The organism is Candidatus Baltobacteraceae bacterium, assembly GCA_036488875.1.
Classification (GTDB): Bacteria; Vulcanimicrobiota; Vulcanimicrobiia; order Vulcanimicrobiales; family Vulcanimicrobiaceae; genus JAFAHZ01.
The window spans coordinates 19,641-44,679 of the sequence record DASXGW010000004.1; the positions used below are offsets into that span (position 1 = coordinate 19,641).

At 62.0% G+C, this 25,039-nt stretch carries 22 protein-coding genes; 14 read left to right on the top strand and 8 right to left on the bottom strand.

Going from position 1 to position 25,039, the window contains the following annotated elements:
- Position 1: 1 nt before the first annotated feature.
- Positions 2-2,137, bottom strand: a complete 2,136-nt coding sequence (locus tag VGG89_05635) for a hypothetical protein (protein HEY1975999.1) — start codon at positions 2,135-2,137, stop codon at positions 2-4.
- A 167-nt stretch (positions 2,138-2,304) separates the two neighbouring features.
- Here VGG89_05635 and VGG89_05640 point away from each other — a divergent pair, with 167 nt between their 5' ends.
- On the top strand, positions 2,305-3,714 hold the full coding sequence (locus VGG89_05640; protein ID HEY1976000.1) for a winged helix-turn-helix domain-containing protein: 1,410 nt from the start codon (positions 2,305-2,307) through the stop codon (positions 3,712-3,714).
- On the opposite strand, the gene VGG89_05645 is transcribed toward VGG89_05640, so the two are convergent.
- The gene (locus VGG89_05645; protein ID HEY1976001.1) at positions 3,711-5,243 is read right to left on the bottom strand and encodes an RDD family protein; all 1,533 of its coding nucleotides are present in this window, start codon (positions 5,241-5,243) and stop codon (positions 3,711-3,713) included. The two genes, VGG89_05640 and VGG89_05645, sit on opposite strands and share 4 nt — an antisense overlap.
- Positions 5,244-5,782: 539 nt before the next feature.
- Here VGG89_05645 and VGG89_05650 point away from each other — a divergent pair.
- Genes VGG89_05650 through VGG89_05660 form a run of 3 tightly spaced genes read left to right on the top strand, consistent with a single transcriptional unit; the run spans position 5,783 to position 8,264 of the window.
- Entirely contained in the window at positions 5,783-6,208 is a 426-nt protein-coding gene (locus tag VGG89_05650) for an ASCH domain-containing protein (protein HEY1976002.1), read from the top strand.
- A 1-nt stretch (position 6,209) separates the two neighbouring features.
- A complete protein-coding gene (locus tag VGG89_05655) occupies positions 6,210-7,718 on the top strand; it encodes a GNAT family N-acetyltransferase (GenBank protein HEY1976003.1) in 1,509 nt (502 codons plus the stop codon).
- Between the two features lie 18 nt (positions 7,719-7,736).
- The gene (locus tag VGG89_05660; protein ID HEY1976004.1) at positions 7,737-8,264 is read left to right on the top strand and encodes an AAA family ATPase; all 528 of its coding nucleotides are present in this window, start codon (positions 7,737-7,739) and stop codon (positions 8,262-8,264) included.
- 80 nt (positions 8,265-8,344) lie between these two features.
- Here VGG89_05660 and VGG89_05665 read toward each other — a convergent pair whose 3' ends face one another.
- Complete coding sequence (locus VGG89_05665) at positions 8,345-8,836, bottom strand: hypothetical protein (GenBank protein HEY1976005.1); 492 nt, start codon at positions 8,834-8,836, stop codon at positions 8,345-8,347.
- Between the two features lie 1,305 nt (positions 8,837-10,141).
- Between VGG89_05665 and VGG89_05670 the strand changes: the two genes are divergently transcribed.
- The 9 genes from VGG89_05670 (at position 10,142) to VGG89_05710 (ending at position 16,324) form a co-directional block, all read left to right on the top strand.
- Positions 10,142-10,549, top strand: coding sequence for a GntR family transcriptional regulator (locus tag VGG89_05670; protein HEY1976006.1), 408 nt, complete (start codon positions 10,142-10,144; stop codon positions 10,547-10,549).
- Positions 10,546-11,460: an ABC transporter ATP-binding protein gene (locus tag VGG89_05675; GenBank protein ID HEY1976007.1), complete on the top strand. Its 915-nt coding sequence runs from the start codon at positions 10,546-10,548 to the stop codon at positions 11,458-11,460. The genes VGG89_05670 and VGG89_05675 overlap by 4 nt, the downstream gene beginning before the upstream one ends.
- Positions 11,457-12,518 (top strand): hypothetical protein, encoded by a 1,062-nt coding sequence (locus VGG89_05680; protein ID HEY1976008.1) that lies wholly within the window; start codon positions 11,457-11,459, stop codon positions 12,516-12,518. The genes VGG89_05675 and VGG89_05680 overlap by 4 nt, the downstream gene beginning before the upstream one ends.
- Before the next feature lie 6 nt (positions 12,519-12,524).
- Complete coding sequence (locus VGG89_05685) at positions 12,525-12,677, top strand: hypothetical protein (protein HEY1976009.1); 153 nt, start codon at positions 12,525-12,527, stop codon at positions 12,675-12,677.
- Positions 12,678-13,712, top strand: coding sequence for a hypothetical protein (locus VGG89_05690; protein HEY1976010.1), 1,035 nt, complete (start codon positions 12,678-12,680; stop codon positions 13,710-13,712).
- 102 nt (positions 13,713-13,814) lie between these two features.
- The gene (locus VGG89_05695) at positions 13,815-14,108 is read left to right on the top strand and encodes a hypothetical protein (protein HEY1976011.1); all 294 of its coding nucleotides are present in this window, start codon (positions 13,815-13,817) and stop codon (positions 14,106-14,108) included.
- Between the two features lie 34 nt (positions 14,109-14,142).
- Positions 14,143-14,775: a TfuA-like protein gene (locus tag VGG89_05700; protein HEY1976012.1), complete on the top strand. Its 633-nt coding sequence runs from the start codon at positions 14,143-14,145 to the stop codon at positions 14,773-14,775.
- A complete protein-coding gene (locus VGG89_05705; GenBank protein HEY1976013.1) occupies positions 14,772-16,037 on the top strand; it encodes a YcaO-like family protein in 1,266 nt (421 codons plus the stop codon). The genes VGG89_05700 and VGG89_05705 overlap by 4 nt, the downstream gene beginning before the upstream one ends.
- Positions 16,028-16,324 (top strand): hypothetical protein, encoded by a 297-nt coding sequence (locus VGG89_05710; protein ID HEY1976014.1) that lies wholly within the window; start codon positions 16,028-16,030, stop codon positions 16,322-16,324. Before VGG89_05705 ends, VGG89_05710 begins: the two co-directional genes overlap by 10 nt.
- 4 nt (positions 16,325-16,328) lie before the next feature.
- On the opposite strand, the gene VGG89_05715 is transcribed toward VGG89_05710, so the two are convergent.
- Positions 16,329-18,998, bottom strand: a complete 2,670-nt coding sequence (locus tag VGG89_05715) for an AAA family ATPase (GenBank protein HEY1976015.1) — start codon at positions 18,996-18,998, stop codon at positions 16,329-16,331.
- A gap of 65 nt (positions 18,999-19,063) precedes the next feature.
- Here VGG89_05715 and VGG89_05720 point away from each other — a divergent pair, with 65 nt between their 5' ends.
- A complete protein-coding gene (locus VGG89_05720; protein HEY1976016.1) occupies positions 19,064-20,680 on the top strand; it encodes an ABC transporter substrate-binding protein in 1,617 nt (538 codons plus the stop codon).
- On the opposite strand, the gene VGG89_05725 is transcribed toward VGG89_05720, so the two are convergent.
- From VGG89_05725 to VGG89_05740, 4 genes are read right to left on the bottom strand one after another with little or no spacing between them, the layout of a single operon-like run.
- A complete protein-coding gene (locus tag VGG89_05725; GenBank protein ID HEY1976017.1) occupies positions 20,677-21,474 on the bottom strand; it encodes a hypothetical protein in 798 nt (265 codons plus the stop codon). The two genes, VGG89_05720 and VGG89_05725, sit on opposite strands and share 4 nt — an antisense overlap.
- Positions 21,471-22,667: an ABC transporter substrate-binding protein gene (locus VGG89_05730; protein ID HEY1976018.1), complete on the bottom strand. Its 1,197-nt coding sequence runs from the start codon at positions 22,665-22,667 to the stop codon at positions 21,471-21,473. The genes VGG89_05725 and VGG89_05730 overlap by 4 nt, the downstream gene beginning before the upstream one ends.
- The gene (locus VGG89_05735) at positions 22,654-23,508 is read right to left on the bottom strand and encodes a UbiA-like polyprenyltransferase (protein ID HEY1976019.1); all 855 of its coding nucleotides are present in this window, start codon (positions 23,506-23,508) and stop codon (positions 22,654-22,656) included. The genes VGG89_05730 and VGG89_05735 overlap by 14 nt, the downstream gene beginning before the upstream one ends.
- A complete protein-coding gene (locus VGG89_05740) occupies positions 23,505-25,016 on the bottom strand; it encodes a menaquinone biosynthesis decarboxylase (GenBank protein ID HEY1976020.1) in 1,512 nt (503 codons plus the stop codon). The genes VGG89_05735 and VGG89_05740 overlap by 4 nt, the downstream gene beginning before the upstream one ends.
- Positions 25,017-25,039 lie beyond the last annotated feature (23 nt).

Here is a 25,039-nt window from a genome sequence, read left to right on the forward strand (position 1 = left end):
TTCACGTTCCGGCGTCGGCGCCGGCGTGGAAAATATACTTGACGATCAGCCGGTCGACGGTCGCGCCGGCAGCGGGACTGCCGTAATTGACGTAGAGCTCGTTGCCGCCGCGGAAGCGCTCGTGAAACGCGACGGCCAGATTGTTGCCGACTTGCGTCGCGAAGCCCCCATAGCCGTTAATATCGCGTAACGCGACGGTAAACGTACTTTCGTCGCTGAGGTTGACGGCAACCGAGACGCTGCGCAGCCACTGCGAGTCGAGCACGCCGGTCGACTGCGAGCGTTCGTAAGTGCCGTCGTAGTTTAAACCCAAGGTCACGATGCGAGCGACCGGGCGAGCCGTCGACAGCGTGAACAGGTGCACGTAATCCCCGCCGAAGGGCCCCCACGTGTAGTTTGCGTCGACGGGCGACGGCGTGCCGTCGCCGTAGCCGATCGGTATCTGATAAAAGTTGTACGGCTGCGTCACCCCGTCGCGGTAACACGGATAGCCGGTGAAAGTCGATTGGTAAACGATCGGGCCCGTACAGTCCGGACCGGACGGAATTCCGTATTGACGGAGCTGGCCGACGGCGATACCGGCACCGTCTATCGAGAAGTTATTCTTGAAGACGACGTTGAGAAACGATTGCGTGTCGGCTTGATGGACCTCACCGGTCTGATCGATAAAGCGATCGGCGCCCGTGAACCAACTCCAGTTCTTGATGCCCGGCGTCGATCCGACGAAGTTGAGGAACGCCATCGGGCCGCGAACGTCGGAGATGGGCGTGTAACCGTCGATCGGATCGTAGTTCGGCGCCGTGTCCATATAGCTGGTGAAAATTTCCCAGTTCGGCCGGTGAATGTCGAGACTCGCCTGCGAAAAATCGGCGTGTCCCTGCGGTACCCAGCTGCCGTCCTCGAACGCGTGATCGACGAACCACACGAGTCCGTTGTGATAGTTGCGCCCTTGCGCGCCGACCTCGACCGTATCGTCGTCGCCCGAGATGCTGTGGTGTGCCAGGACGCCGTCGCTCCAATAATAGAACGTACCGTCGGGCATCGCGTGCTCGTAGCCGTACGCTTCGTCGGAAAACGTATTTCCGGTCGTCTGATCGAACCCGCGAAACGCGAGAACGCCGAAACTCTGCTGCCCGAAGGTGCCTTCGGTCTTCGCGCCCCAGTCGAACGGACCGATGTTCGGCGAATAGAAAATGAGATTCGGTGCGGTCGTGATGCCGCCGCTGGGCGTCCGCGAGCCGGAAGACGCGTTGATGAAGCTCGCGCCCTGCGCGAAGAAGGGGCGGTACTCGACGAGCTGGCGCTGGAACTCTTGCGGTACGATCGTCTGCTGGTCGATCTCGACGTTGGAGAAATCCGGGTTGGCCGTACCGACGAAGTTGATCGTCGGGGTCAGCGGATAACTCACGTCGATCCCGTAGTTGCGGACCTTCATCGGCAAAAACTGGCCGTCGGCTTGTTGGAAGAGGTTGCGCTCGCCGCCGATGCTTTCTAGGCCGTAGACGTCCGCGCGGCCGTGACCCCGCTGGCCGGCAAGCTTGATGCCGGTCGCCGACGGCCAAAAGCGCGTGTCGATGAACTGCGGCCAGTTGCCGGCCGGCGCATCCTGCATGATGCCGCTGAAGCCCCACACGAAGTGCTCGCCACGCGCGGCGACCGCGCGGACGAACTGGATGTGCCAGGTTTGTGACCCACCAATTTTCAGCGCGGACAGCGGAACGACCATAACGGCGTTCCAACTCCCGTCGGCGATCTTAGCGACGGCCTGCCAGCGAGGACGGTACCGGACGTTCTCGTTGGCCTGTTCGTAACGAACCCCGCGCGGGGTCGTCTCGAAGTAGTAGGCATCGCTTCCGCCGCCGCCCGTCGCGATGCCGATACCCACGAAATCATCGATCCCGAAGCCGTTATCGTTGGTCGACTGCGTGGCCGTGATCGGCGTCCCTCGCTGGGCCGCCTTGAACGCGACGTAGAGATTGCGGTCGTCGTACAGGACGTACGCGGTGGTCTCGTGCTGCGCCGGCGACCGGGTGGTGACGTTCTCCCACGGGCCGTTGCCGTTAGGCACCTGCCCGGCCGCCCATGCCGGATCGCTCAGCGACGGATCGAGCGGCAAGGGATGAGGTGCGCGGGCCATCGGAAACGAAAACTTTGGCTCCACAACGGCGTATACAGGGGTAGCGGAGAACGCCACCCACAGAAGCGTCGCGAGGACGAGACCGAAAGGTTTCATCGATATATCAGCGTCACTCGCATCTGGGGGCGACGTCCTCAGAAACCCATCAAAGATTTATGGAGCGCGTGATGAGCGTCTACGAATTCGGACCATTTGTGCTCGACTCCGAGCGCCTGCTGTTGCTCGATCGCGGCGAACCGGTCGCGCTCGGACCGAAAGTCGTCGAGACCCTGCTCGCCCTCGTCGAGCACCCCGGCGAAGTGCTCACCAAGAGCGCGCTGCTGGATCGCATTTGGCCCGAAGGCTATGTCGACGAGGCTAACCTCGCGCAGAACGTCTACGTCCTGCGCAAGACGCTGCGCGCTCGCTGGGATACCGACGCCATCGAAACGATACCGCGCCGCGGCTATCGCTTCACGCGCGACGTCGTTCGACGCGAACACGTGCCGCTGGCCGAACCGGTCGCGGCGCGTCGCCGCCGCCCGTTCTGGGGACTTGCCGCAGCCGCGAGCATCGCCGTCGCGTTTTTGGCTGCGCTCTTTACGGGTGCGCTGGCGCCGCATAGCGCTACGACCCATACCGCGCTGTCGCCCGACGGCGCGCGCTTATACGAAATCGGCCGCTATTACTGGAATATGCGCACGCCCGACGGCATGCGGAAAAGCTTGCAGTACTTCACGCGCGTCGTCGATACGGATCCGCACAACTCGCGCGGCTACGCCGCGCTGGCGTCGGCCAACGCGCTGATGGCGGATTACGAATACGGCACCGCCGCGCCGAAGACGTATTTCGCCCGCGCACAAGCGTACGCGCGTAAGGCGCTCGCGATCGATCCCAGTTCGGGCGAAGCCTATGCCGTGCTCGGCATGATCGGCTCGATGAGGTACGCGTCGAACGCGCAGATGGCAAACGCGCTCGACGAGCTCGAGCGCGCGATCGCGCTCGATCCGGGCAGCGGGCCGGCCCACGAATGGTATGGCGTCGCGCTGTTGGAACGCGGCCGCTTCAACGACGCGTATTATCAGCTGCGAACGGCCGCCGATCTCGATCCGCTTTCGGTCGCCACTACGGCATGGCTGAGCAGTGCGGCCTATCACGAACATCGCTACGACGATGCGATCGCCTACGCGCGCGAGACGCTCGACCTCTCGCCGCAGCGACACGACGTCTTGCAGACGCTGGGCTTGTCGTACGAAGCGCTCGGCGACCAGGAGCGCGCGCTCGGGGCGTACCGCGAGTTTGCTCGCAGCTGTTCGGACTGCCGCGCTCAAGCGGCGGCGCTCATGGCGGGGCTCTTCGCGCGGTCGAATCGCATCGCCGCGGCGCGCGCCGAGTTGGCCATCGCGCAAGCGAATCCCAAGGAGGTTGCACCCGACGATCTTGCGCTGGCCCTGGCGGGTATCGGCGAACGCGCGACCGCCCTGTCGCTGCTCAGCCGCGCGCCGCACGAGTTCACGCGTGCCGAAATGGCGAGCGATCCGCGCTTTGCGGTGCTGCGCGCCGATCCGCACATCAAGAAGATCGGGATCGGGTCTTAGTTCGTTCCCGTCGCGCGAGCGACGACGCGCTCGACTTTCACCAACCGCGTCTTGGTCCACCGGTCGTGTAAAAGCACGCGCCGTTTGAACAGGCTCACCGCGATGATGAGCCACCATAGGAATCCCACCATCAGATAGCGCACGATGGTTTGCGCCACGCGAGGCTTGTGAAAGTCCGTGGTCACCACACGCAATCCCGTAATCATCATGCCGAACGACTGTCCGGCGATAGCGACGAGTACGCCGAGATAAATCGGAAACCAGAAGTAGAATCCCAAGCCGTTGAGCCAGCGCGCGACTCCCTCGCTGCTGAGCGGAACTCCCTCGAGCATCAGACCATTGGCTTCGTCAATCGAGAACGGCCCGACGCGGAACGGCGTCGCCGTGGGCGTGGGCGACGCGGTAGCCGTCGGTTGGGCGGTCGGTGCCGGCGTCGTGATCGTCACCGCACTTTTTCCCTTGCGATCTCTTCCGTTGATGTGGATCGTTTCGCCGCCGGGGATGTTGATATTGACGTGTCCCGGCGAAACCGAGGCGACGTCTGAATCGTCGGTTGTGGTAGTGACTCGCACCGGCGCGACGTTTCCGCCGAATGACGTAATGAGCGCGCTGACGACGATCGCGTCGATGGCGTACGCCGCAAAGCGGCGCCACCAGCCCGCGCAGTCGCGCTCGACGACGGTGGTCGTTCCCGGCGCCGCGATGGCGGGCGGCTCCTCGCCGCGCTCGCGTAAAAACCATCCCCGCGCGGACTCGTACGCGGGCGTGGTCATGAACGCGCGCAGCGACGCGATCCGGGTGGTGGCGTACGGTTCGCTGCCGAGCCAGACACCCCAACGGAAGATCGTATCCGATTCGATTTCCGCTTGCTGCTGCGCGAAGACGTCGAAGTCGACTTTGCGCGCGAACTCGTGAAACGCGCTCACACCCATCGCGCGTATCGCCGCGTCGAGCGAGCCGCAGCACAACAAACCGACCTTGTCGCAGGTCATGGTGCAGCGGCGCAGCCAGCCGCCGAAAATCAGCGAGACGATGGGGTTTTCGTTGCCGTTGACGCTGAGCAGCGAGAGAAACCGCGTGTGTCCCGCGGCGATATGCCCGAGCTCGCGACCGATCGCGAACGCCAGCTCGTCGTCTTCGAAGACTTCGATCCAGTGGCTCGAGCACACCAGCGAGTACGGTTCCCCGAAGCCCAGAGCGGCCACCGGTACGAAGCTGTCTTCTCGCACGAAGATCAGCGGCATCGGAATCTCGAGCGCCGCGCACGCATCTTTGACGATCGAAAAAACGCGCGGATACTGGGCTTCGTGCACGCGAACGCTCGAGCCCAGAAGCCGTCCGCGGGCCAAGGTCACGTACACCATCGCCACCACGATGAAGAGCGCGACTTGCGACGCGCCGATCGATTCGTGCAAAACGTAGCCGATGAGCAGGGCGGCCGGAAGCGCCAGAACGGCGGTCGCCCCAAACGAGATCCGCTCGGAGGGGTCGCGGAGGCTGAACGGACCTTCGAAGAGCGGCATCGCCATTGTTGCGGGTTTTTTGGTTGGCTTTGGCTGCGGTACCCCCTCACCGGCCGGGGACGCGCGCCTTTTCGCCTCGTGCGAAAGGCTACTAGTTTCCTCTGAGCTCTCGCCATCCGTGGCTCCGCTCAGACTTCTCGCGGATAAGGTGGTTCCTCGCCGACGGGCCACCAAAGTCTTTGGGAAGCGTGGCGGGAGCAGCTAAGCATTGAAAGGGTACTCCTTTTAACGCAGGCGGGTCCGTACACACGTGGGGATCCCCGCGCTTGCTAAAACTGCTAATAACTGATAACTAATAACAAATGCGTAAGGGCGCTGAGTCCAGTGGCTTCGTCCCGATATGCGTGAGCGTTACACCTACGCGGCGTGGCGAACTCCGCGACCTGGCGCAGCGGCACGACACGTCGGTAAGTGCCATTGTGAACGCCGCTTTGGACGATCTGCTCGCTGTCCAAAAGTACGAGGACGTAAAGGGGCGATTGGACAGTGCGCCATTGCGAAGGCCAAAGGCGTAGCGCGTGCAGACTGACAGAGGAGTACAGCTAGTGCTAGACCTATCGGATCGTGACGTGATCTTCAGTATCAAACCGAAATACGCCGACCGCATCATGGAGGGCGTGAAGACGGTTGAGCTGCGTCGTCGCTTCGCTAACGAGGCGCCGATCGGGGCTCGCGCGTTCATCTATTCGTCGGGGCCGACGAAAGCAATGCTCGGCTATGCGATCATCGCTGACGTCCGACGTCTCCGACTAGAAGACATCTGGAACCAGTACGCCGGCGCGGCCTCCGTCTCAAGGACGGAGTTCGACGCATACTTCGACGGACTCACACACGGATACGTCATCGCGCTCCGCGATCCGCGACGTTTCAAGAAATCTGCCTCGATAACGTACCTTCGCGAGCGGTTCGGGTTTCGCGCACCCCAATCGTATCGGTATGCCGGGATCGAGTACCGCGTGTTGATCGGATAGCGTGGCGCAGGGGCGGTCGTTCCTCATTGATACGAACGTCATCATTCAACTCGAAGACGACAAGCCTGTCCAGGCCAAGTTCTCGGAGATGGTGCGGCGCGCCCAGGAAAGTGGCGTGACACTTTACGTTCACGAGGCCTCCGAAGAAGATATCAGACGCGATAAGGATGCAGCGCGTCGAGATGTCACGTTATCGAAGATCGCCAAGTTTCCCCGGATCTCCAACGTACCGATGCCTCCCGAACTTGTGCTCGAGAGCCGCTTCGGCAAGGCGGCGAACGATCACGACCGCGTCGATGTCCAGATGCTAAATGCGCTCGATCGAAAGGTCGTCGATTTCCTCGTTACGGAGGATCTCGGCCTGCATCGTCGAGCGAGAAACGCTGGTTTCCAGGACCGCGTCCTGCGCGTACGCGACGCGGTCGATTGGCTTACGCGCACGTTCGAGCCGGCGGCGGTGCCGCTTCAGCACATCGTCGAGAAAAAGTGCTATCAGCTCGACAGAAGCGACCCCATCTTCGACACGCTTCGCGACGGTTACCCCGAGTTCGACGAATGGATAGACCGAAATCCGCAGCGCGCTTGCTGGTGTCTCGAAGTCGACGGCGCGACGGCGGGAATCGTCATCCGCAAGGACAACGAATCGCGTGCCGAAACCGATGCAACGTTGCCGGGCGACAAGATCCTGAAAGTATCGACGTTCAAGGTCAAGGAAGAGTACCGCGGCGAGAAGTTCGGGGAGCATCTTCTCAAGCAAATCTTGTGGTACGCGCAACGCAACCGATATGACCTCGTTTACCTGACCGCATTCAAGGAACAGCAGGAAGTGCTTGCCGACCTGCTCGTTCAGTATGGCTTCAAGGAAACGGGCACCAAGAAGAGCACGGGCGAAACACTTTACGAAAAGCAGATGTATCGCGGGCCAGTTCGCGCCGTCGGCGTTCCGCTCGGCGACGACTACGCGCAATATCCTTGCTTCCGTGAGGATAACAAGGTGAAGGTGCTTTGCGTCCCGATCCAACCGCGGTGGTATCGGGTGCTCTTTCCAGAAAACGCGCCGGAGCCGCTTTTGCTTCCCGGGCACCATCAGGGCGGCGCGGAACGAACGCCTGGTAACACCATTCGCAAGGTGTACCTCTGCAAGGCGCAGATGCGTAATGTTAATGCAGGCGACGTTCTGCTTTTCTACATGTCCGGCAACGAAATCGGCTCTGGAGCTGTCCGAACCGTCGGTATCGTCGAGAACTACCGCGAGATCTACGGCGCGGAAGACTTGCTGCGCGCTACGGGCCGCCGATCCGTGTATAGCGCCGACGAGCAGATGGACATGATCAAAGGCTCACCCGTCAAGGTCCTCGACTTTCTGCTCATCGGTCACCTCGACGATCCAATTCCGCTGGGGCTTCTCAATGCCACCGGCGCGATCAAAGGGGTGCCGCAGAGCATCCGGACAGTCGACAAGACCGCGTATGCGCAGCTGGGCGTTCACGAGAACCTCGGATACGCATGAAGACGATCGGCGTATTGAATCTCCGGCGTCGGCAAGACCACGTTCATCAACGTGCTCATCGCGAAACAGCCGAGCTGGCTCGGGATTTCCGCGGGCACGCTCCTCCAGGAACGCCTCACTGACGTCGCCCGCGACGCGCTTCGGGTTTGCACGGAGGGCGGCATCCTAAGCAATCAGGAGATCATCGTCCGTGGCCTATCAACTTGGCGGATGAGAACCGAATGCGATGCAGTGTTCTTCGACGGACATCTTCTCATCGATACCGATTCCGCAATCGTAGAAATTCCTTACGATGTCATCCGTCGCCTCGAACTTGATGCCATGGTCTTCGTGCACGAAGAGGCGGCCGAAATTGAGCGACGAAAGGCGAACGATGCGAGCCGTATGCGAGCCTTTCGCTCGAAAGAATGGCTTGCCGCAGAGCAACAAAAGGCAATGAAGCTGGCCGAGCAGTATGCGCGAGAACTACGCATCCCACTATTTATTGTAAGGTCGGATGAGGCTGCTGATGTCCAGGCCAGAATCGCCTCTCTCGTCATCCAATGAATCGGCGCGGAAGCGTCCGTATTTATGTCGAGTAGCGAGGGCCGGGTGTGGTGTGGGAGATGTCTCTTGCGTCGGGGTGCCTAGCCCTCGAGGTCGCTAAGAAGGTTGTAGTTTGCGAAGCCCATCTCAGGCGAACTTTGGCCGGGCTCCCTTTTTGCAAAAAAGCTTTGTTGTTTCACCACGAACGGGTCATAAAGCGGGCTGCGGCCCCCGCGTTTTTCGAGCCATAGTTTGTACCCAGCTATGTCTGGATCGGCATAACCGATCGCATACTCCGTGCCGAATAGACACAGCACTGAATACACCGATGCCTTTTCGGGCGCCAGCCAAATCAAGAGCGGCGTCCATTCCCAGACGAGCTGCTGTGCATTCGATACGAGCGAAAAAAACGGCTGGTTCTCACCGTAGATCGTCCGCTCACCGTACTCCCAGTTGCCGCCGGAGCCGCGCCGCGCCCAGTTGCGAATGGGATCGAACTCAACGTTGTCGATGATAAACGTCTCCCAAGAGTCCCTAACCATTACGCGACCCGTCAGCATACCCAACGCGATCTTCGCCAGCAGTCTACTCATGAGGGTCCTATTCTGCAACTCTTCGAGCCGCGGTACGATGCGGATTGATCGCGGATTGTCTATCACCCGCTGAAAAATGTCGGGAGTTACATCCAATTGGGGAATGCGAACCTTGTGGCGGGGAGGCGGCATCTGCATCGTCCCTGGGCGTCGCAGCCCATCCGTCAGGTCAGCGACTACCATCCCTGACCGCGGTATGTGCCCTTTCTTACTCTCCACGCGCTGTCGTCCGCGAAGATCGCTGAAAAACGGCTCCGCGAGAAGCGGTTGTTCGATCTTCCTCGCGAAATAGTTGTTGCAGCCGTCGCAAACGACGCCTCGCGGAAGCACAGCCTTCGAATTTCCGAGAGACTCCGGAATGACATGCTCGACGCTGCTCGAGCGGTCCGAAGTCTCCTTGCAAAAAATGCATCGCATATTGTCAGTACTCCCCGCGTGCCATCAGTCGAGCGTCTCCCATGGATTCGAACTGCGACGCTGTGCGAAGCCACTACTTGCCTAGACGGCGCTGCTTTCCATGTCCTCCACGATCCTACGTTCCTAAGGCTCCATGCTGCTCTTGTACCGAAGCCGCGTCTTGTTAGACGGGAGTCTATGGTGAGGGCGATCGACCCATTGCGTAGTGCTGAATCACCATTTCCCGGTAGAGAGCTGCGCGTCGAAGGCTGCGTTCACTGCTACTTGGCGACTCAGAAGTCCTGACACTGTGAGAGCATAGGTCGAATCAGGTCGCACGGGACTTGCTGCCAGACGCGCCGCACCTCGTGTAGTTCTGGGTGGAACGAATCGGTTAGAATTACGCTTGCACAAGGTTGCTCGAACCCCAAATTGTACCGTGGGCGCAGGCGCTGGGCTCGGGTTGGAAGTTCGGCGGCAAGCACCACATGGGTCAAGAGCGGTCGAAGCCGGCCCTCATAATCTTGCAGAGATCTTCTCGCACGCAGTACAGGCTGATGAGCTCCGAAAAACGCTCGGGCATGGACCGACGACGTCGCTTGTCCAAAGTTCACCCCGCGGGCAACGCCCCGAATGCGTTCTAGCCGTGCCAGCGACGCATTTTCTGGGCTTTTCTCACAAAGGGGGGTTGACGGGGGCGTATGGATGCACTATTGTACTAGTGTACTAGTACAACAACAGATTGGTACTAGGCAGACTGAAAGGACAGCCACCATGACCCGGTTCACGACCGCCCGCCCCGACTCCGAGATGGCCCGCGAGGCCCGTACCCCCGTCCGTCTTCCCGAGCAGATGTCTGCCGGTTTGTTCCAAGGCTGGGGCCCGAAGTTCTAAGGTTCCGCAACTAAGATGCCGGCCGTACTCACGGTCGATCCGCGCAGCGGAGTTCCGATCTACTTGCAGATCATCGAACAGGTCAAGCGATCCGTCGCTCTGGGGATCCTGCAAGCCGGCGAGCAACTCCCAACCGTCAAGCAGCTCGCGCTGGATCTGACCGTCAACCCCAACACCGTTGCGCGAGCGTATCGCGAACTCGAGCGCGACAGCGTGATCGAAACCTCCCCCGGACGGGGCTCGTTCGTCCGCGGTAACGGTGTGGCGTCTTCGGCTAAAGCCGCCGCGAACGACGTCGCACGCGACGCCCTCGACTCGGCGCTCCGCGAAGTCAAATCGGTCGGACTCTCTCGCAGCGACCTGCGCGAACTCATCGATGCCGCCGTTAACCGGTGGTTTCCGGAGGAACAGCAGCTTCCATGAGCACGATTCAAATTTCACACCTGCGCAAAACGTACGGAACGTTTGCGGCCGTTGACGATCTGTCGCTGGAAATTCCAAGCGGTACCGTTTTCGGTCTGCTCGGGCCCAACGGCGCCGGTAAAACGACGACCTTTAAATGCATGCTCGACTTGGCGCGCGCGAACGACGGCACCGTTCTCTACGACGGGAAGCCGCTCGTGCCCGAAACGTTCGAGCGCATCGCCTACGTTCCCGAGCGCAGCGTTCTGTACGAATGGATGAACGTCGCCGAACACGTCGAGATGAACCGGCGGGCGTTTGCGAAGTTCGATCCCGCTCGCGCCGCCGAGTTGCTGACGGCGTTCAGCATCGACCGGCGTAAGAAGACGCGCACGCTCTCCAAAGGCATGCGCACCGCGGTGATGGTTGCGATGGCCTTTGCTCGCAATGCCGATATCCTGATTCTCGACGAGCCGACCAGCGGGCTCGATCCGGTCAATCAGCGCCACGTGCTCAGCCTCATCATCAACGAAGCGGCGCGTGGGTGCACGATCCTCTTCTCATCGCATCAGATCGGCCAAGTCGAACGCGCGGCCGAGCAGATCGCGGTCGTCGATAAGGGACGGCTCATCCTGCAAGGCGCAGTCGACGATCTCAAAGCCGATCGCAAAATCGTCGAGGGCATCCTGCCCGACGCAAACTATCCGCTCAACGGCATCGCGGGCGATTCGCGCGTGCTGCGCGCGGATCGTACCGAGCGCATCGTGCGGCTGCTCGTGGGCAGCGACGCAGACGCCATCGCCGCGCAGCTCACCGCCGCCGGCGCAAGCGGCGTGCGCGTCGTCGACCTCAACCTCGAAGACATCTTCCTTTACGCGGTCTCGCCGGCGGACGCAACGGCAGACGTGATCGCCAGGGAAAACGCGCAATGAACTACGTTGAGTGGCTGCGCGTTCGCGGTTGTCTAAAGTGGACGGCCATCGTTCTGGCGGCGTGCGTTGCGCTGGTGCTGTTCGCGCGGTTTACGTATCTCGATATCCGTCCCAACGCGCACGGCTTTTCGGGCATCTTCATCGACGAAAAGGATTTGCCCGACTTCGAATCCACTTCAAACAAGACGCAGGTCAAGCTTCCGGATGGGACGTTACGCACCATCATCAATAATGCCGCCACCGGCACGCGCATCACGATCGACGACCATGGCTACTGGGGCAAGCACGTCGAAATTTTTGAAAAGAAACCCGCGAACACGCATTCGTCGAAGATGGATTTCGGCGACGTCCACGCGGAACGTACGTTTGTTGCGGGCGGCAGCCTGGTAAAGATCGATACGGGCGCGCTGGTCCCCGAAGACCTCAACTACTATTTCGCTTTTGCAACCCTAGTCGCGCTAATCGTAGCGACGCTCCTAGGCGCACCGTTCGCTCGTGAGAACGAAGGACACCTCGAGCTCGCGCTCACCAGGCCGGTCACGCGCATCAACTTCGCGCTGCAAACGGTCTTGGCCGACTTCGCGGGTATCGCCGCCGCCTTCACCATGACCGTGGTGTTTTTGATCGTCGGTCACACGATCTTCGAGGCACCGAACTACACGTACGGTCCCACCGATACCGTCGTGATCGCCATCGGGCTCGTGGGCGCGTTTGCCTGGTACGGGATGCTCAACGCCTCGACCGCGTCGATGAAGCGCGCGTACGGCGGCGTACTCGGCATCGCGTGGCCCGTTGCGCTCGGCCTCGGCGGCATCGCTCACGCTCCGCTCGGGGACTCGCCGCTCGCCGAGTTCGTTCACCGAATCGGCTCGACGCTGCTGTGGCTGTTCCCGACGTCGTACCTGCACTTCAGTTTCATGTCCGGCATGGGGTCGGAGGAGCACCGCCGCGCGCTGACGGCATCGGTGCCGCCCCAAACCGATCTCGTTATTCTGGCCTGTCTCGCTCTCGTTTACGGTGCGTTGGCCATCTATCAGTGGCAACGCGTGGAGGCATAAACCGTCATGGAGATCCTTGGAACCAACTTCACCATCTCGCTGGGCGCCTGGCGCTTACGCTTCGTGCTCGCTATCGAAGACACGGATAGTGTGCCGATGCCCAAACCTCAGGTTCCGCACCGCATGCGCGTCGTTCCGGAAGACGAGTACGTCCGCTAGATGGCCTACGTCGAATGGCTGCGGGTTCGCGGCTGTCTGAAGTGGACCGGAATCGTGCTCGGTGCACTCTTTCTGGTTGCCGTCGTTTTACGCATCGCGGCAATGGGCGTGGAACACGATTTGAACGGCCGGCTCGACGATATGAGACGCGATCCTGGCTCACAAGTGAGCGAAGTCGTCCTTCCCGACGGCACGCATCGTACGACGATCTACGATCTCGTCAAGAAGACGCGCGCCGTCATTGACGATCGCGGCTGGAACGGGAAACATATCGTCGTCGACGACTGGTCGCCGACGGCCAAAAAAGATTTAACGCGGGATTGGAGGTCCGGAGTCGTACATTTCCGGTTCGAACCCGATCGACACGGTAGAAGCCAGCGTTACGACGTTACGATCGACGGGCCGACGCCGCTCTACGTCTACCTCGTGACCGGTCTGATCGTCGCAATGATCGTAGCGACGATCTTGGGGGCGCCGTTCGCTCGCGAAGCTGAAGGCCACTTGGAGATTGCGCTCACCAAACCCATATCGCGCGAGCTTCTTGCGGTACGAACGATTCTGGCCGATTGGGCCGGCATGGTGGCGGCCTTTATCGGAGGCAGCGTACTTGCCATCGCCGTCCATGCCATCTTCGACATGCCGCACATTTCGTTTGACGTACGGGATTCGATCGCGTTGGGCGCGGGCATCTTCGCGCCTTTGGCATGGTACGCGATGCTGGCGGCGGCGACGACGTCGCTCAGGCGGGGCTACGGCGCCGTCCTAGGCTTTGCTTGGCCTGTGGCGGGCATCGTCGTTGCCCTTTCGGGCATCTCTCCAAACGGCAGTATGGTACTGACCGCCGTACGCGACGGGGCGTGGGCGCTGAGCTTCATCGATCCGCTGCGCTACATGCACTTCGGCTCGCCGACCACCTCAGTAGCCGGCGGGTTCGTCACAGACGCGACGGCTGCTCGTCACATAGGAATTCTTGCGGCGTTAGCGCTTGCATACGGTATCGTTGCGATCGTGCAGTGGCGGCGCATCGAAGCGTAGTTCAAAAGTCCCAGCCCGTTAGCAGATACGTACTTACCCTGATGCCGGCTTGACTGATACCGGTTAACGTGACAGTGGGCCGGATAAGGATGTATCTTCGTAATGGCTAGCTCGAACGAACGCTTCTACGTCCTGGACGAGGGATATAGGTTAATATTGGCGCCGCCGCCGGCGCCCGACGATCCCATGAACGCGCTTTACGAAGCGACGACGGCCGCCGACGCGTTGCCGCCGGAGATCGACCGCGTGGTGCGCACGTTGACGAAAGGGTGGGAGCGCGAATCTGCACCTACCGAAGCGTCGGCGTCGGTTCGCGGAATGAACGTGCTCGTTTCGCCGCTTCAGGGACCGGTCGGTCCGCATTTCGCCATTCGCGTCGAGCGCGCTATCGCTTAACATTACACTGCAGGCCTGCATTACCGTGCCGCGTATGAGCGTGCGCTCGCTTTGCGTTTTCTGCGGTCCTTCGTTGCCGCCGGAAGATCGCGTCGCTCACAACTCCGTAACGTACCTGCGACCGGCCTCTCGCGGAGACGTCGCGCGAGCCGCCGAGCACTTCGATACGATGCTGATTATCGACGGCGTCTTTCATCACGACCTCGCTCCGACGCCGCGTGAAGTGTACGATGCGCTCGAACGCGTAACAATTTTCGGCGCATCGAGCATGGGCGCGCTTCGCGCAGCCGAGTGCGCGCCGTACGGCGCGGTTCCGCTGGGCGCGATCGCGCGGTGGTACGTTCGCGAGCTGATCGACGGTGACGACGAGGTCGCGGTGCTCGTCGACCCGGAATCGCAGCGCGCGTTAACGGTACCGAGCGTCAACGTACGGTACGTCGCGAAATTGGGCGTGCGCCGCGGACTGATGAATCGCCCGGTCTCCGAGGCATGGGTGCGCGATGCGCGCGACATCTTTTACATGGATCGCACGTGGGAGGGCGCCATCGCACTCGCGCCGCCGAACGTTCGGAGTGCCTTGCACGAGATCGCGAGCGAGGAAGGCGATCTCAAACGTTGGGACGCGCGCTTCGCCCTTCGTTCGGTGCTGAGGCGTTTAGCGGCATGACGTTGCGTATGCCCTCATCGGAGCCCAAAGCGCCCGGTTCGTACGATCGCAGCGTTTCGATAGAGAGAACTCTGGCGCTCGTGCCCGAGCTGCGCAAGCGTTTCGGCATCACGCGGATTGCCGATACCACGCGGCTAGACCGGCCGGATATCCCGACGTTCTCGGCGGTCGTTCCGCACTCGGATCTTCTGAGCGTTTTTAACGGTAAGGGTGCGACGCGCGAAGCTGCGCTCGTCAGCGCCGTGATGGAAGCGGTCGAACGCCAAGTCATGGGTGCGCCCTCCGTTGAGACACACCGCCGCTGCCTGCGCGAAATTAGCCGCGTGCTGGATCTAGACGCGTTGGGACTATTGCCGGAGGCACGCGATCTTGAAGCGGAGTGCGCGTGGGGCACCGACTTGCTCGGCGGCGATAACGTACCCGTGCCGATGCACGCGATCCAGTGTCCGTGGTACGGGCAGCGCCTCTTTTCGGGTTCGAGCAGCAATGGCGTCGCCTCGGGAAATACGCTTACCGAGGCGCTCTATCACGGTCTGGCCGAGCTCGTCGAGCGTCACGTGTGGTCGCTGTTCCACGTACGGTGCGAGCTCGTTCCGCGCTTTTACCGGCGTGGTGCTCCCGATACCGTCGCCGCCGAAATGTTCGCTTTCCCTAGCGGCGATGATTATCTCGACCGACTCGCTCGCTCCATCGAAGAGGCAGGACTGACGCTGCGCGTGATGATTCTCCAGGAGGACGATCTTCCGGTCGTAGCACTCGCGACGACAGCTGAGCCCGGTTCGGATCCGCCGATGGCTCATCAGGGGATGGGATGCAGCCTGTCGCCTGCGCACGCAGTTGGCCGCGCCATCACGGAATGCGTTCAGAGCCGCGTCGTCGACATTGCGGGAGCACGCGACGATCTATTGCGCCCCGACGATCCTCCGCGAGTCACCGGCGAACATACCCGACGTCCGCGCTTATTGCCGAAGGGTCGCTGGTTTCTCGACCTGCCGGCGCGCGAGGTGAGGTTGGATCAGCTTCGAGACCGATGCAGCACCGATCTCGCGCACGATTTGCAGCTCGTGCTCGACGTACTACGAGCCGACGGCCTCGGTCCCGTTATAGCGATCGAGATTTCGCCGGACGATGTCCCCGTTAGCGTCGTTCGCATCGTCGCGCCGAACCTCGAGACTACCTTTAGCAACGGTAGAATCGGCCGGCACGGGACGGCGCTTTTTAGCCCATTCCGGATCGTCAAGGAGAAAACGATATGCCCATGACCCAACAGCAAATCAAAAACGTTGCTACCGGATTCGTTCACGTACTCATCAAGCATTCCGAGGTGTATGACGCATGGGTTCCGGTGGCCCGCACCGGGGACATCGCCGGCATCGCTACGTTTCTCCAGGAATGCATGTTCCTACAAAGCGTGCCCACTGCCGCCGAGATTGAAGCCATGGACGCTCACCTCGGCGCTGAGATGCAGCAAGACGTCGAGGCCTTTAGAGATGCGCGCCCAGATGCTCCGGTCGTCATCGGCGTGTGCGGAGAAGAGCACGGCCCGTAGTCGCCTAGTTGCCTGCGTCGAGTCGCACGAACCACGTTGCGAGCTGCGTGCGCGAGGTGGCGCCGATCTTATTGAAAAGGTTGGAAATGTGCACTTCGACCGTACGCTGACTCAAAACCAGCTCGTCGGCGATTTGTTGATTGCTCTTTCCTTCCGCTACAAGGGCGGCGACTTGAAGCTCGCGCGCGGTAGGTTTCAGGAAGACATCCTTGACCGGTTTAGCTGTGCCTGACCATTTGATGCCCAGCGCGGAAAGCCGCGAACTCGCGAGCGCATCGGTTTTGCTTTGCATCGTCGCAGCCAGGTCGGCATACACGTTGAGTCCGAGTTCGCGAGCGTGCGCTACCGTCGTGCTCATTTCGACGTCGGGGTGCCGGCCCAATAGGCAGGCTGCGATCCCGCGCGCAAGGTTGTCGTGAACCCTGTGCCACGGCATATCGGGCTTATAACCCGCGTGGGAAGCGAGAAGCACGAGACTTGCATCGTCGCGAAGACGATGCGCGAGCAATACGAGCACCAACCTCGGTAAGTATACGTGGGGATCGCCGGCCTTATCTAGTTGCGAGAGAAGGTGCGCGAGCACCGTCCGGGCCGTTTTCGGTTCTGATTGGGCCGTAGCCACCGCCCACCAAGCCGCCAGCGGAACGTACCAGCCTTCGCGTCGCCCCGCGAGGAACGCCGCAACATCGGTTTCGATTCCTTTGCTATAGGGTGAATTGCTATGCCGAAGCGCAGCAATTGCCGCCGCCAAGCTGAAAAATCGTCGCCGTCCCGTAGGACTGACATTGTGATCGAGGGTTTCTGCAATTCGCATCTCGACACGATCCCAGCTGCCGCCTAGAAATTCCGAAAGCGCGAGAAAGTACTCGCCGGCGGGCGTTACGCCGATGTCGCCAAAATTGCGCAGGCGTTCTCCGACGAGCGGTTCGAGAATGCGCGTTCCGTATTCGAAGAGACTCAGTAACAGACGTGGCCAGTCACGCTGGTTGGTCGAAATTCCAACGTGACCCAGGAGCGTTGCTTCGTTGACGATTGCGGCAGCTTCGTCCAGCAGGGCCATCGCCTCGTTGTGCCTCCCCCGCTGCGCCAACACGAAGGCTCTAAAGTTCCGCATTCTTATCTTAGCCGAAAGCGGTAATTCGCAGGTACATTTAAGCAGCTGCTCTTCAAGGTCGTCTGCAAGTTCCATGTCCGCGCGGCACGCTGCGAACCAGATTGCCGCGGAGATCACGTGCGCGCGTTCGGCGTCGCCGTTCATCAACGGAAGGAAACGGGCATACGTCGATTCTGCCGACGTCAGTTGATCGTTAAAGCTTTGCGCGAGCATGAGGCGGCCGATGGCTGCTCCGGGGATCCCCGTCCCGGCAGCGTCAAAGAGCCGGAGTGCGCGTTCGAGGACGGCAATTGCCTCGGAATCCCGATCGAGCGCGAACAGTGCATCGGCGTAATCTGGAAAAAACGTACGCGCGACGTCGGACGAGGGTTCGGCAAACGTCAGCGCACGCGCCGACGCGCTGGCCGTGAGGCGCGTTTGACCCGAGGCCGCCGCTTTCTGCGCCACGTCTGCCAACACGTTAAACGCTCCGACGCGATCGCCGCACTCGGCTTTTTGTGAGGCAAGTATCTGGAGATCCTCGAGCGCTGGTGACTCGAGACGCTCCAGCGCGGCGACGATCCGTCTTCGATACGGAATCGGCACCGCAATCGTATGACGGATGCCCTCGGCAATGAGCGCGTGATCGAACTCTATCCCGAGCTCCGTGACGCGAAGATATCGACCGACTGCGGACCTGACGAGAGCGTCGAGTTTCTCGGGTTGCGGCCAAAGTTGTTCCAAGGCGTAATAGCGGACAGGTCCGTCGATAAGCGAGCACACTTGAAGAAACTCGCGCAGATCGGGTGATGCCGCTTGCACGTCGCGCGCGATTGCGCTGCGACGGCTGGACGCGACGTCGTCAACCGACGGACGATCGACTCGTGCGATTGCCGTGGAGAGCGCGACGATATCGAGCGGAGAGCCACGTGCGTGATTGACTACGGCGCCAACGATTTCGTCCGAAACTTCGGGGAGAAGATGGCGCGCGACGGCGCTTGCAGCGGCCTCGTCGAGGGGTTGCAATGGTACGACTATCTCAGGCTTAGGCGTCGCGTATTCTTCGCGAGAACGGGTCGCATACAGCGCAGCGACCGCGCGATCTCCTAAAGAAGCCATCGTTTCGTCGAGCAGTTGCAACGAGTCCCGATCGCCCCACTGCGCATCGTCGAGCGCCAGTACGACCGGCCGATCCAACGTGACGCCTTCGAGGAGACGAGCAAATGCGTGCGCTGCGGATTCGGGCTTTGGGCTCTCGAGAACGGCTTGCAGACCCGTAGCGTAGCGCGCGCGCTCGTCTCCGATCGCCTCGAGCAAACTGCGTAAGAGTTGTCGCACGACCGTTAACGGGATCGGCTGTTGTACGGCGTAGCACGTCGCGGTCGCGACGATCCACTTATCCCCTCGTGCATGCGCCGCGGCGGCGTGTAGCAGCGTCGACTTGCCGATACCGGGTTCTCCCTCGATCCCGATGACGAGCGGAACGCCGTCCTTGCGCGAACGCTCGAGCGCGCGCGCGATACTATCGAGCTCGCGCGCACGGCCTATCAGCTCCGTTGCAGAGCGCTCTTCGGCGTGCATGGTCGTTCCATAAAGCTACGGTGGCGGGGGCAGGCGACCTGCCGTCGCTCACGGTAAAACGCCATATGCGAAAGGCGCTTTTGACGTTTCTCGGTCTCCTTTTGCTTGCCCGTTGCGGCGGCACGAAGGCGAGACTCGTCCACCTGGGCCAACGCGCGGCCCCGGGTCTGTTGCGGATCGCTACGATCGCCGATCCCACCACGCTAAATCCCTATCTTACGACCAGCGACATCGGCTACGATCTCGCTTCGCTGACCTACTCGTACCTCGTGGAATCCGACGACCGGGGTCACCTTATCGGAGATCTCGCGACGGAGGTTCCGACGACCGCTAACGGCGGAATCTCCACGGACGGCCGCACCTACGTGTATCATCTGCGTCGAGGCGTGCGCTGGCAGGACGGCGTGCCCTTTACGGGTCGCGACGTCGCGGCCTCGTGGCGCGCGATCGTCGATCCCGGTCATCCCGTCGTCGAGCGGGAGGGCTACGATCGCATCGCCTCGATCGGTCTGCCGGATCCGTGGACGCTCGTCGTTCGCTTACGCGATCGCTACCCGCCGTTCGTCACGCGGTTCTTCGCACCGTTGCAAGACGGCGGAAAGCCGGTATTGGCCGAACACGTTTTGAAACGCCTTCGCAATTTTACTACCGGCGAGTTGGCGACGAACGCCGTCGGCACCGGACCGTTTCGGTTCGCGTCGTGGGCGCGCGGCGACCGCGTGACGTTCGTTCGTAACGAGAACTACTTCCGCGGCCGGCCGCACGTGGCAAGAATCGTTGTGCAGTTGATTCCCGACGCACAAACCGCGGCGCTCGCGCTGACGACCGATAGTGTGGACCTCATCGTCGAGGCACAGCCGGCGCTCCTGGCACAGTATCGCTCCGTCGCAGGCGCGAGCGTGCGAACCGTGCCGTTCAACGCGCAAGTTCAACTGCTCATCGATTGCGCGCGGCCGTTTCTCAAAGACGCCGCCGTGCGTCGTGCCATCGCGCACGCGATCCCGTATTCCGTCATACTCGGGAGCATCATGCACGGCGTGGAGGCCAGAGCCAGCAGCATGCTGGCACCGAGCGCTCTGGGTTACGAACCGCTCCCCGCTCACGCGTACGATGTGAAAAAAGCTGCGGCGGAACTCGACGAGGCGGGATGGCACGCGGCGGCGGGCGGCATTCGCGAGCGTCGCGGCGAGCGCTTGGAAATGACGCTTGCAACGCTTGCGGGTGCGCCGACGTTCGAACGCATCGCGCTCGTCGTTCAGTCGTCACTTCGTAAAGCCGGCATCGACGCGACGATTAAACCGTACGGATATCAGATGCTCGACGCGCCGAACGGACCGATCCTCAGCGGCACCTACGATCTGTCGCTCTTCGGTAATTCGCTGAACTGGGATCCCGATGCCTACGATACGTATGCGTGCGACCGCTGGTACCCGCATGGCGCCAACCTGACGCGGTTTTGCGACAAGCGAGTCGATGTGCTCGAGCGAGCCGGCCTGCAAACCGACGACGCAGCCGAGCGTACGGCAATCTATCGCCACGCAGCGCGGATACTCTGGTCGGATCTGCCCTACGTGCCTCTCAATGACGGCAGGCGGCTCGTCGTTACCTCACGGCGCTTGCGCAACTATCGTCCGAATCCGACGGTGACGCCGTGGTGGAACGCGTGGCAGTGGTCGGTTTAAGCTAGCTCCCACAAGATCCGCGTGTAGAGCACCTCGAATCCGCAGGCGCGGAAGTTCTTTTCCGACGTGCTGCCGATCGGCGCGGATGCGCGCGCGTAGCGGGCACCCGCTTCACGTGCCCGCGCGAGGCGGTCGAGAACCATCGCGCGATGATAACCGTTTCCTCGGTGCCCGTCTAGGGTCGAACCCGCGATGAGACTGGCGAGTTCCTCGTACACGATCAGCGCGCCGGTGGCGACAATGGCGTCGCCGTTGCGAGCCGCCAGCGCGACGATGCCCGTCTGCGACGCGATTGTCGTGGCGAGGAAAATGCCCTCGTCTCCGGTGAGGTAGCGATTGCTGAATCCCTCGTACGAGGCGCGTCCCCATGCGGTGCGATCGCTCTCCTCGGCAATGCGTTCGTCGCGAGCCGCCGCCGCCGTGGACAAGTCGACCGCCAATACGTTGTTGCGAACGCGCGGTACGTAAGCCGCTCCCGCGAGCTCGCGTTCCAGCGACGGATCCGCCAGCGGATTCACCCAAACGCGCGGCGGCGCGCCGCGATCGCGATAGAACCGAGTCAGTTGCTCGATTTCCGCGCCCGTCACGGGATCGTTGAGCGCGATGCTGGTCGCTTGCGAGAGCGGTGACCCAACACCCGTGAAGGTCGCCAGCCCGCCGGCGATCTCCAGGCAGTCGAAACCGCCATCGGGACGGAACCGCTTTGCCGATTCCAAAAACCCGCGTAACAGACGGCACTCCGACGCCTCGATGAGCGCCGCCAACTCGCGCGTCGGGAGCGGCTCGCGCTTCAAAAAACGAATCCCGTTCGGATAGCCGGGCGCTCGTATTTAAAGCCCTCTTTGTGTACGCTATAGAGGTAGATGTCCGGGATGAGCGGATCGCCGCTGATGTTGAATCGGAACTGCCCGACCAGCGTCGTGAACGTGCCGCCCTGCTGCATCGACGTCAACAGCGAAAAGCGCGACGTGGCTTGGGAGCGCTGCTGCGCCGCCATGATGAGTTGCGTCGCCGCATACGCGTAGGCGGAGAAGGCCGTGACTTGACCGACTTTGCGCTCGAAATCGTTGAGCAGGTAGACGGCGCTCGGCACGTGGTCGAGCGGCGGCATCGACGACGCGACGAGCGAGCCGTCGAGAATACGCTGGTAGCGATCGATCGTGTCGGGATTGTAGAAACCGTCGCTCGCCCCGAAGTCTCCCGTATAACCCGCTAAGCGCAGCGCTTCGGCGACCGGGCCGAGATCGGCCGTCTTTCCCGCGAGAAAGACGTAGTTGGGGTTGCGGTCGAGCACCGTGCGCGCCGCCTCAGCCGGATCGGTCTTGTCATGCGGAAAGAGCAAGACGTCGGCGCTGCGATGGTCGGCCTTGGCTTGCTGGACGAACGCGCGTGCGACGTCGTAACCGTAATCGCCGTCAAGCGCGACCGCAATGCAAGCGGAGTTCTTTTTCGATAGGGCGCCGCTGGCAAACAGCTGGCCGGAACTGCTGTCGCTGGCGGGGAGGCGGTAGACGTTATGAAATCCGCGCCGCGTAATCGCGTCGGCCGTCAAGGTTGGGACGACGAGCGCGAAGTTCTGATTGGCGTACTGCGAGAGGGCGTCGAGCGTCAACGGCGTCGTCAGATTCCCGATCATCGCGACGACCGTGGCGTCGGCCGCGGCCGCGCTGACGTTGCTGCGCGCTAATCCCGTGCTGCCTTGGTCGTCGAACGCGCGCCACGCCCACACGTACAGCGCCGACGGCGTATAGAGATTGGCTTCGTCAATCGCGGCTTGGACGCCGCGAATGATTTCTTGGCCGTACTTCTGGAGCGGACCGGAGAGCGTGACGTTGATGCCGATCGTCAGCTGGCGCAAGAACTGCGCGTTCGGCGGAATCGGATTCGGCGTGACGAAGACCTGCGCGCTCGCAGGAGCAAGCGTACTGGCTGCCGCGCCCGCGGCCGCCGCCAAGAACGAACGTCGCGCGATCCTAGCGGAAGGCATAACCAGCCGCCGTGGTTACCAAAAAGACGATGGAGAACACCATGTTCGCGATGAAGATGCGCTCGTTGAGCACGAAGACGTTGCCGGCTCTGTCGAAGAGCCGGTCTTCATAAAGGACGAGCGCGGCGGCGGCGACGACGCCGAGATAGTACGCGTATCCCGCGACGTCGATAAAGCCGGCGAGCGCGAGCAGCACGACCATCGCCGAATGGAGCAGCCCGGGAAGTATGCGTCCGGTGGACTCACCGAAGTGTGCCGGCAGCGAGCGCAGGCCTTGGGCGCGATCGACCCGGACGTCCATGAGCGCGTAGATGACGTCGAAACCCGCGACCCAGATGGTGACCGCAAGAAAGAGAAAGATGGCCGGCCAGGTGACGGTGCCGGCGACGCCGATGTACGCGCCCAGCGGTGCGAGCGCGTCGACCGCGCCCAAGACGAAATGCACCAGCCACGTAAACCGCTTGCACAACGGATAGACCAGCAGAAGCAGCACCGCGATCGGCATCAGCTTGACGCACAGCGGGTTGAGCATCCAGGCCGCCCACAACAGCACGCCCAGTCCGATGACGATGGCCCAGACCATCGATGCCGGCGAGAGCGCGCCGCTGGCAACGGCGCGTCGCGCGGTGCGCGGATTGCGCGCGTCGATGTCGCGGTCGAGGAAGCGGTTTGCGGCCATGGCCGCGGTGCGTGCACCCAGAACGGCCAACGTGATCCAGCCCAGCGACGACCACGATGGTACACCGTGCGCGGCCATGAACGCACCGACGTACGCAAACGGCAACGCGAAGAGCGTGTGCTCGATGCGGATCTCGCGTAAAAAAAGCGCGACCTTCGTCATTTGAAAAGGCGGCCGTACGCCACGGGTCCCTGGCCCGACCAATCGTCGGGCCGCAAGGCCGCGGCGATAGAATCGAGACCGAACTCTTTCCAGCGTTTGGTGACGCGCTCGCGCGTCGCCGTATCCATGACCATGTCCGGCGGCCACTCGCGCGTATACCCCTCGGACGCGTCCTTACGCGTCGCGTCGACGCCGATCTTGGTGCCGTACGCAACCGTGTACGAGCCGTGATCGAGATCGTCGACCGGCCCCGGCATCATCACGAGGTCGCGATCCGGCGCGAGGTTGTTGAGCACGAACCACGCCACACTGCGCGTGTCCTGCACGTCGACGTCGGCGTCGACGATCACGAGCACGCGGGTCAGCATCATCATGTGTCCCAAACCCCACAGCGCGTTCATGACTTTCTTGCCGTGACCGGGGTAGGCCTTACGGATCGACACGATTGCCAGGTTGTGAAAACCGCCCTCGACCGGCAAGTTCATGTCGACGACTTCCGGCAGCACCATCTGCAGCAGCGGTAAGAAGATGCGCTCCGTCGCCTTACCGAGCCACGCGTCTTCCATCGGCGGTTTGCCGACGACGGTCGCGGGATAGATCGGGTTGCGCCGATGCGTGACGCACGTTACGTGAAACGTCGGATACGTGTCGGCAAGACTGTACACGCCGGTGTGATCGCCGAACGGACCCTCGACGCGCAGATCGTCGTTGTCGACATACCCTTCCAGCACGAACTCGGCTTCGGCCGGTACCTTGAGGTCGACGGTCTTCGCCCGTACGAGTTTCACCGGCTCGCCGCGCAGGAGTCCGGCAAACGCAAACTCGTCGAGTACCGGCGGGAGCGGCGCGGTCGCCGCATACGTGAGCACGGGTTCGGTGCCGATCGCGACGGCGACCGGGACTTTCTTACCCCATGCGGCGGCGTGCGCGCGCCCTTGTTTGTGACGCTGCCAATGCATTCCGGTTTCACGCTTGCCGAAAAGCTGCATGCGATACATGCCGACGTTTGGACGATCGGTGTGCGGGTCTTTGGTGATGACCAGCGGCAAGGTCACGAACGGCCCCGCGTCGAGCGGCCACGTCGTGAGAATCGGAAGTTTGGTGAGATCGGGTTCGCGCACGACGACGTCGTGCACGGGTGCGTCGCGCACCGTTTTCGGAATCGCGTTGGCCAACGGCGCCAGCCGCATGAGGGCGCCGATCTTTTCCGCGAACGACGCACCCGGCGGCGAAACGTCGAGCAGTCCCCGAACGCGGGCGGCTACCTCGTCGAGCGAACTCGCGTCGAGCGCCATCGCCATGCGGCGCTGCGAGCCGAACTGATTCGTGAGTACCGGAAACTTCGAGCCTTTAACGTTGGCGAACAGCAGCGCAGGGCCGCCCGCTTTGACGACGCGGTCGGTAATCTCGGCGATCTCCAACCGCGGGTCGACGGTAGCGTCGATGGCGTGGAGCTCGCCGGCGTTGCGTAAAGCGTCGACGAAGGCGCGCAAAGACGCGAAGGGCATGGCCCCTTATCGTACGCTGGTGC

Bases quoted from the DNA above. Each gene is read 5' to 3' on its own strand.
- VGG89_05635 (HEY1975999.1), bottom strand. From the start codon at position 2,137: ATGGCCCGCGCACCTCATCCCTTGCCGCTCGATCCGTCGCTGAGCGAT.
- VGG89_05640 (HEY1976000.1), top strand. From the start codon at position 2,305: ATGAGCGTCTACGAATTCGGACCATTTGTGCTCGACTCCGAGCGCCTG.
- VGG89_05645 (HEY1976001.1), bottom strand. From the start codon at position 5,243: ATGGCGATGCCGCTCTTCGAAGGTCCGTTCAGCCTCCGCGACCCCTCC.
- VGG89_05665 (HEY1976005.1), bottom strand. From the start codon at position 8,836: ATGAGTAGACTGCTGGCGAAGATCGCGTTGGGTATGCTGACGGGTCGC.
- VGG89_05670 (HEY1976006.1), top strand. From the start codon at position 10,142: ATGCCGGCCGTACTCACGGTCGATCCGCGCAGCGGAGTTCCGATCTAC.
- VGG89_05675 (HEY1976007.1), top strand. From the start codon at position 10,546: ATGAGCACGATTCAAATTTCACACCTGCGCAAAACGTACGGAACGTTT.
- VGG89_05680 (HEY1976008.1), top strand. From the start codon at position 11,457: ATGAACTACGTTGAGTGGCTGCGCGTTCGCGGTTGTCTAAAGTGGACG.
- VGG89_05685 (HEY1976009.1), top strand. From the start codon at position 12,525: ATGGAGATCCTTGGAACCAACTTCACCATCTCGCTGGGCGCCTGGCGC.
- VGG89_05690 (HEY1976010.1), top strand. From the start codon at position 12,678: ATGGCCTACGTCGAATGGCTGCGGGTTCGCGGCTGTCTGAAGTGGACC.
- VGG89_05695 (HEY1976011.1), top strand. From the start codon at position 13,815: ATGGCTAGCTCGAACGAACGCTTCTACGTCCTGGACGAGGGATATAGG.
- VGG89_05700 (HEY1976012.1), top strand. From the start codon at position 14,143: ATGAGCGTGCGCTCGCTTTGCGTTTTCTGCGGTCCTTCGTTGCCGCCG.
- VGG89_05705 (HEY1976013.1), top strand. From the start codon at position 14,772: ATGACGTTGCGTATGCCCTCATCGGAGCCCAAAGCGCCCGGTTCGTAC.
- VGG89_05710 (HEY1976014.1), top strand. From the start codon at position 16,028: ATGCCCATGACCCAACAGCAAATCAAAAACGTTGCTACCGGATTCGTT.
- VGG89_05715 (HEY1976015.1), bottom strand. From the start codon at position 18,998: ATGCACGCCGAAGAGCGCTCTGCAACGGAGCTGATAGGCCGTGCGCGC.
- VGG89_05720 (HEY1976016.1), top strand. From the start codon at position 19,064: ATGCGAAAGGCGCTTTTGACGTTTCTCGGTCTCCTTTTGCTTGCCCGT.
- VGG89_05730 (HEY1976018.1), bottom strand. From the start codon at position 22,667: ATGCCTTCCGCTAGGATCGCGCGACGTTCGTTCTTGGCGGCGGCCGCG.
- VGG89_05735 (HEY1976019.1), bottom strand. From the start codon at position 23,508: ATGACGAAGGTCGCGCTTTTTTTACGCGAGATCCGCATCGAGCACACG.
- VGG89_05740 (HEY1976020.1), bottom strand. From the start codon at position 25,016: ATGCCCTTCGCGTCTTTGCGCGCCTTCGTCGACGCTTTACGCAACGCC.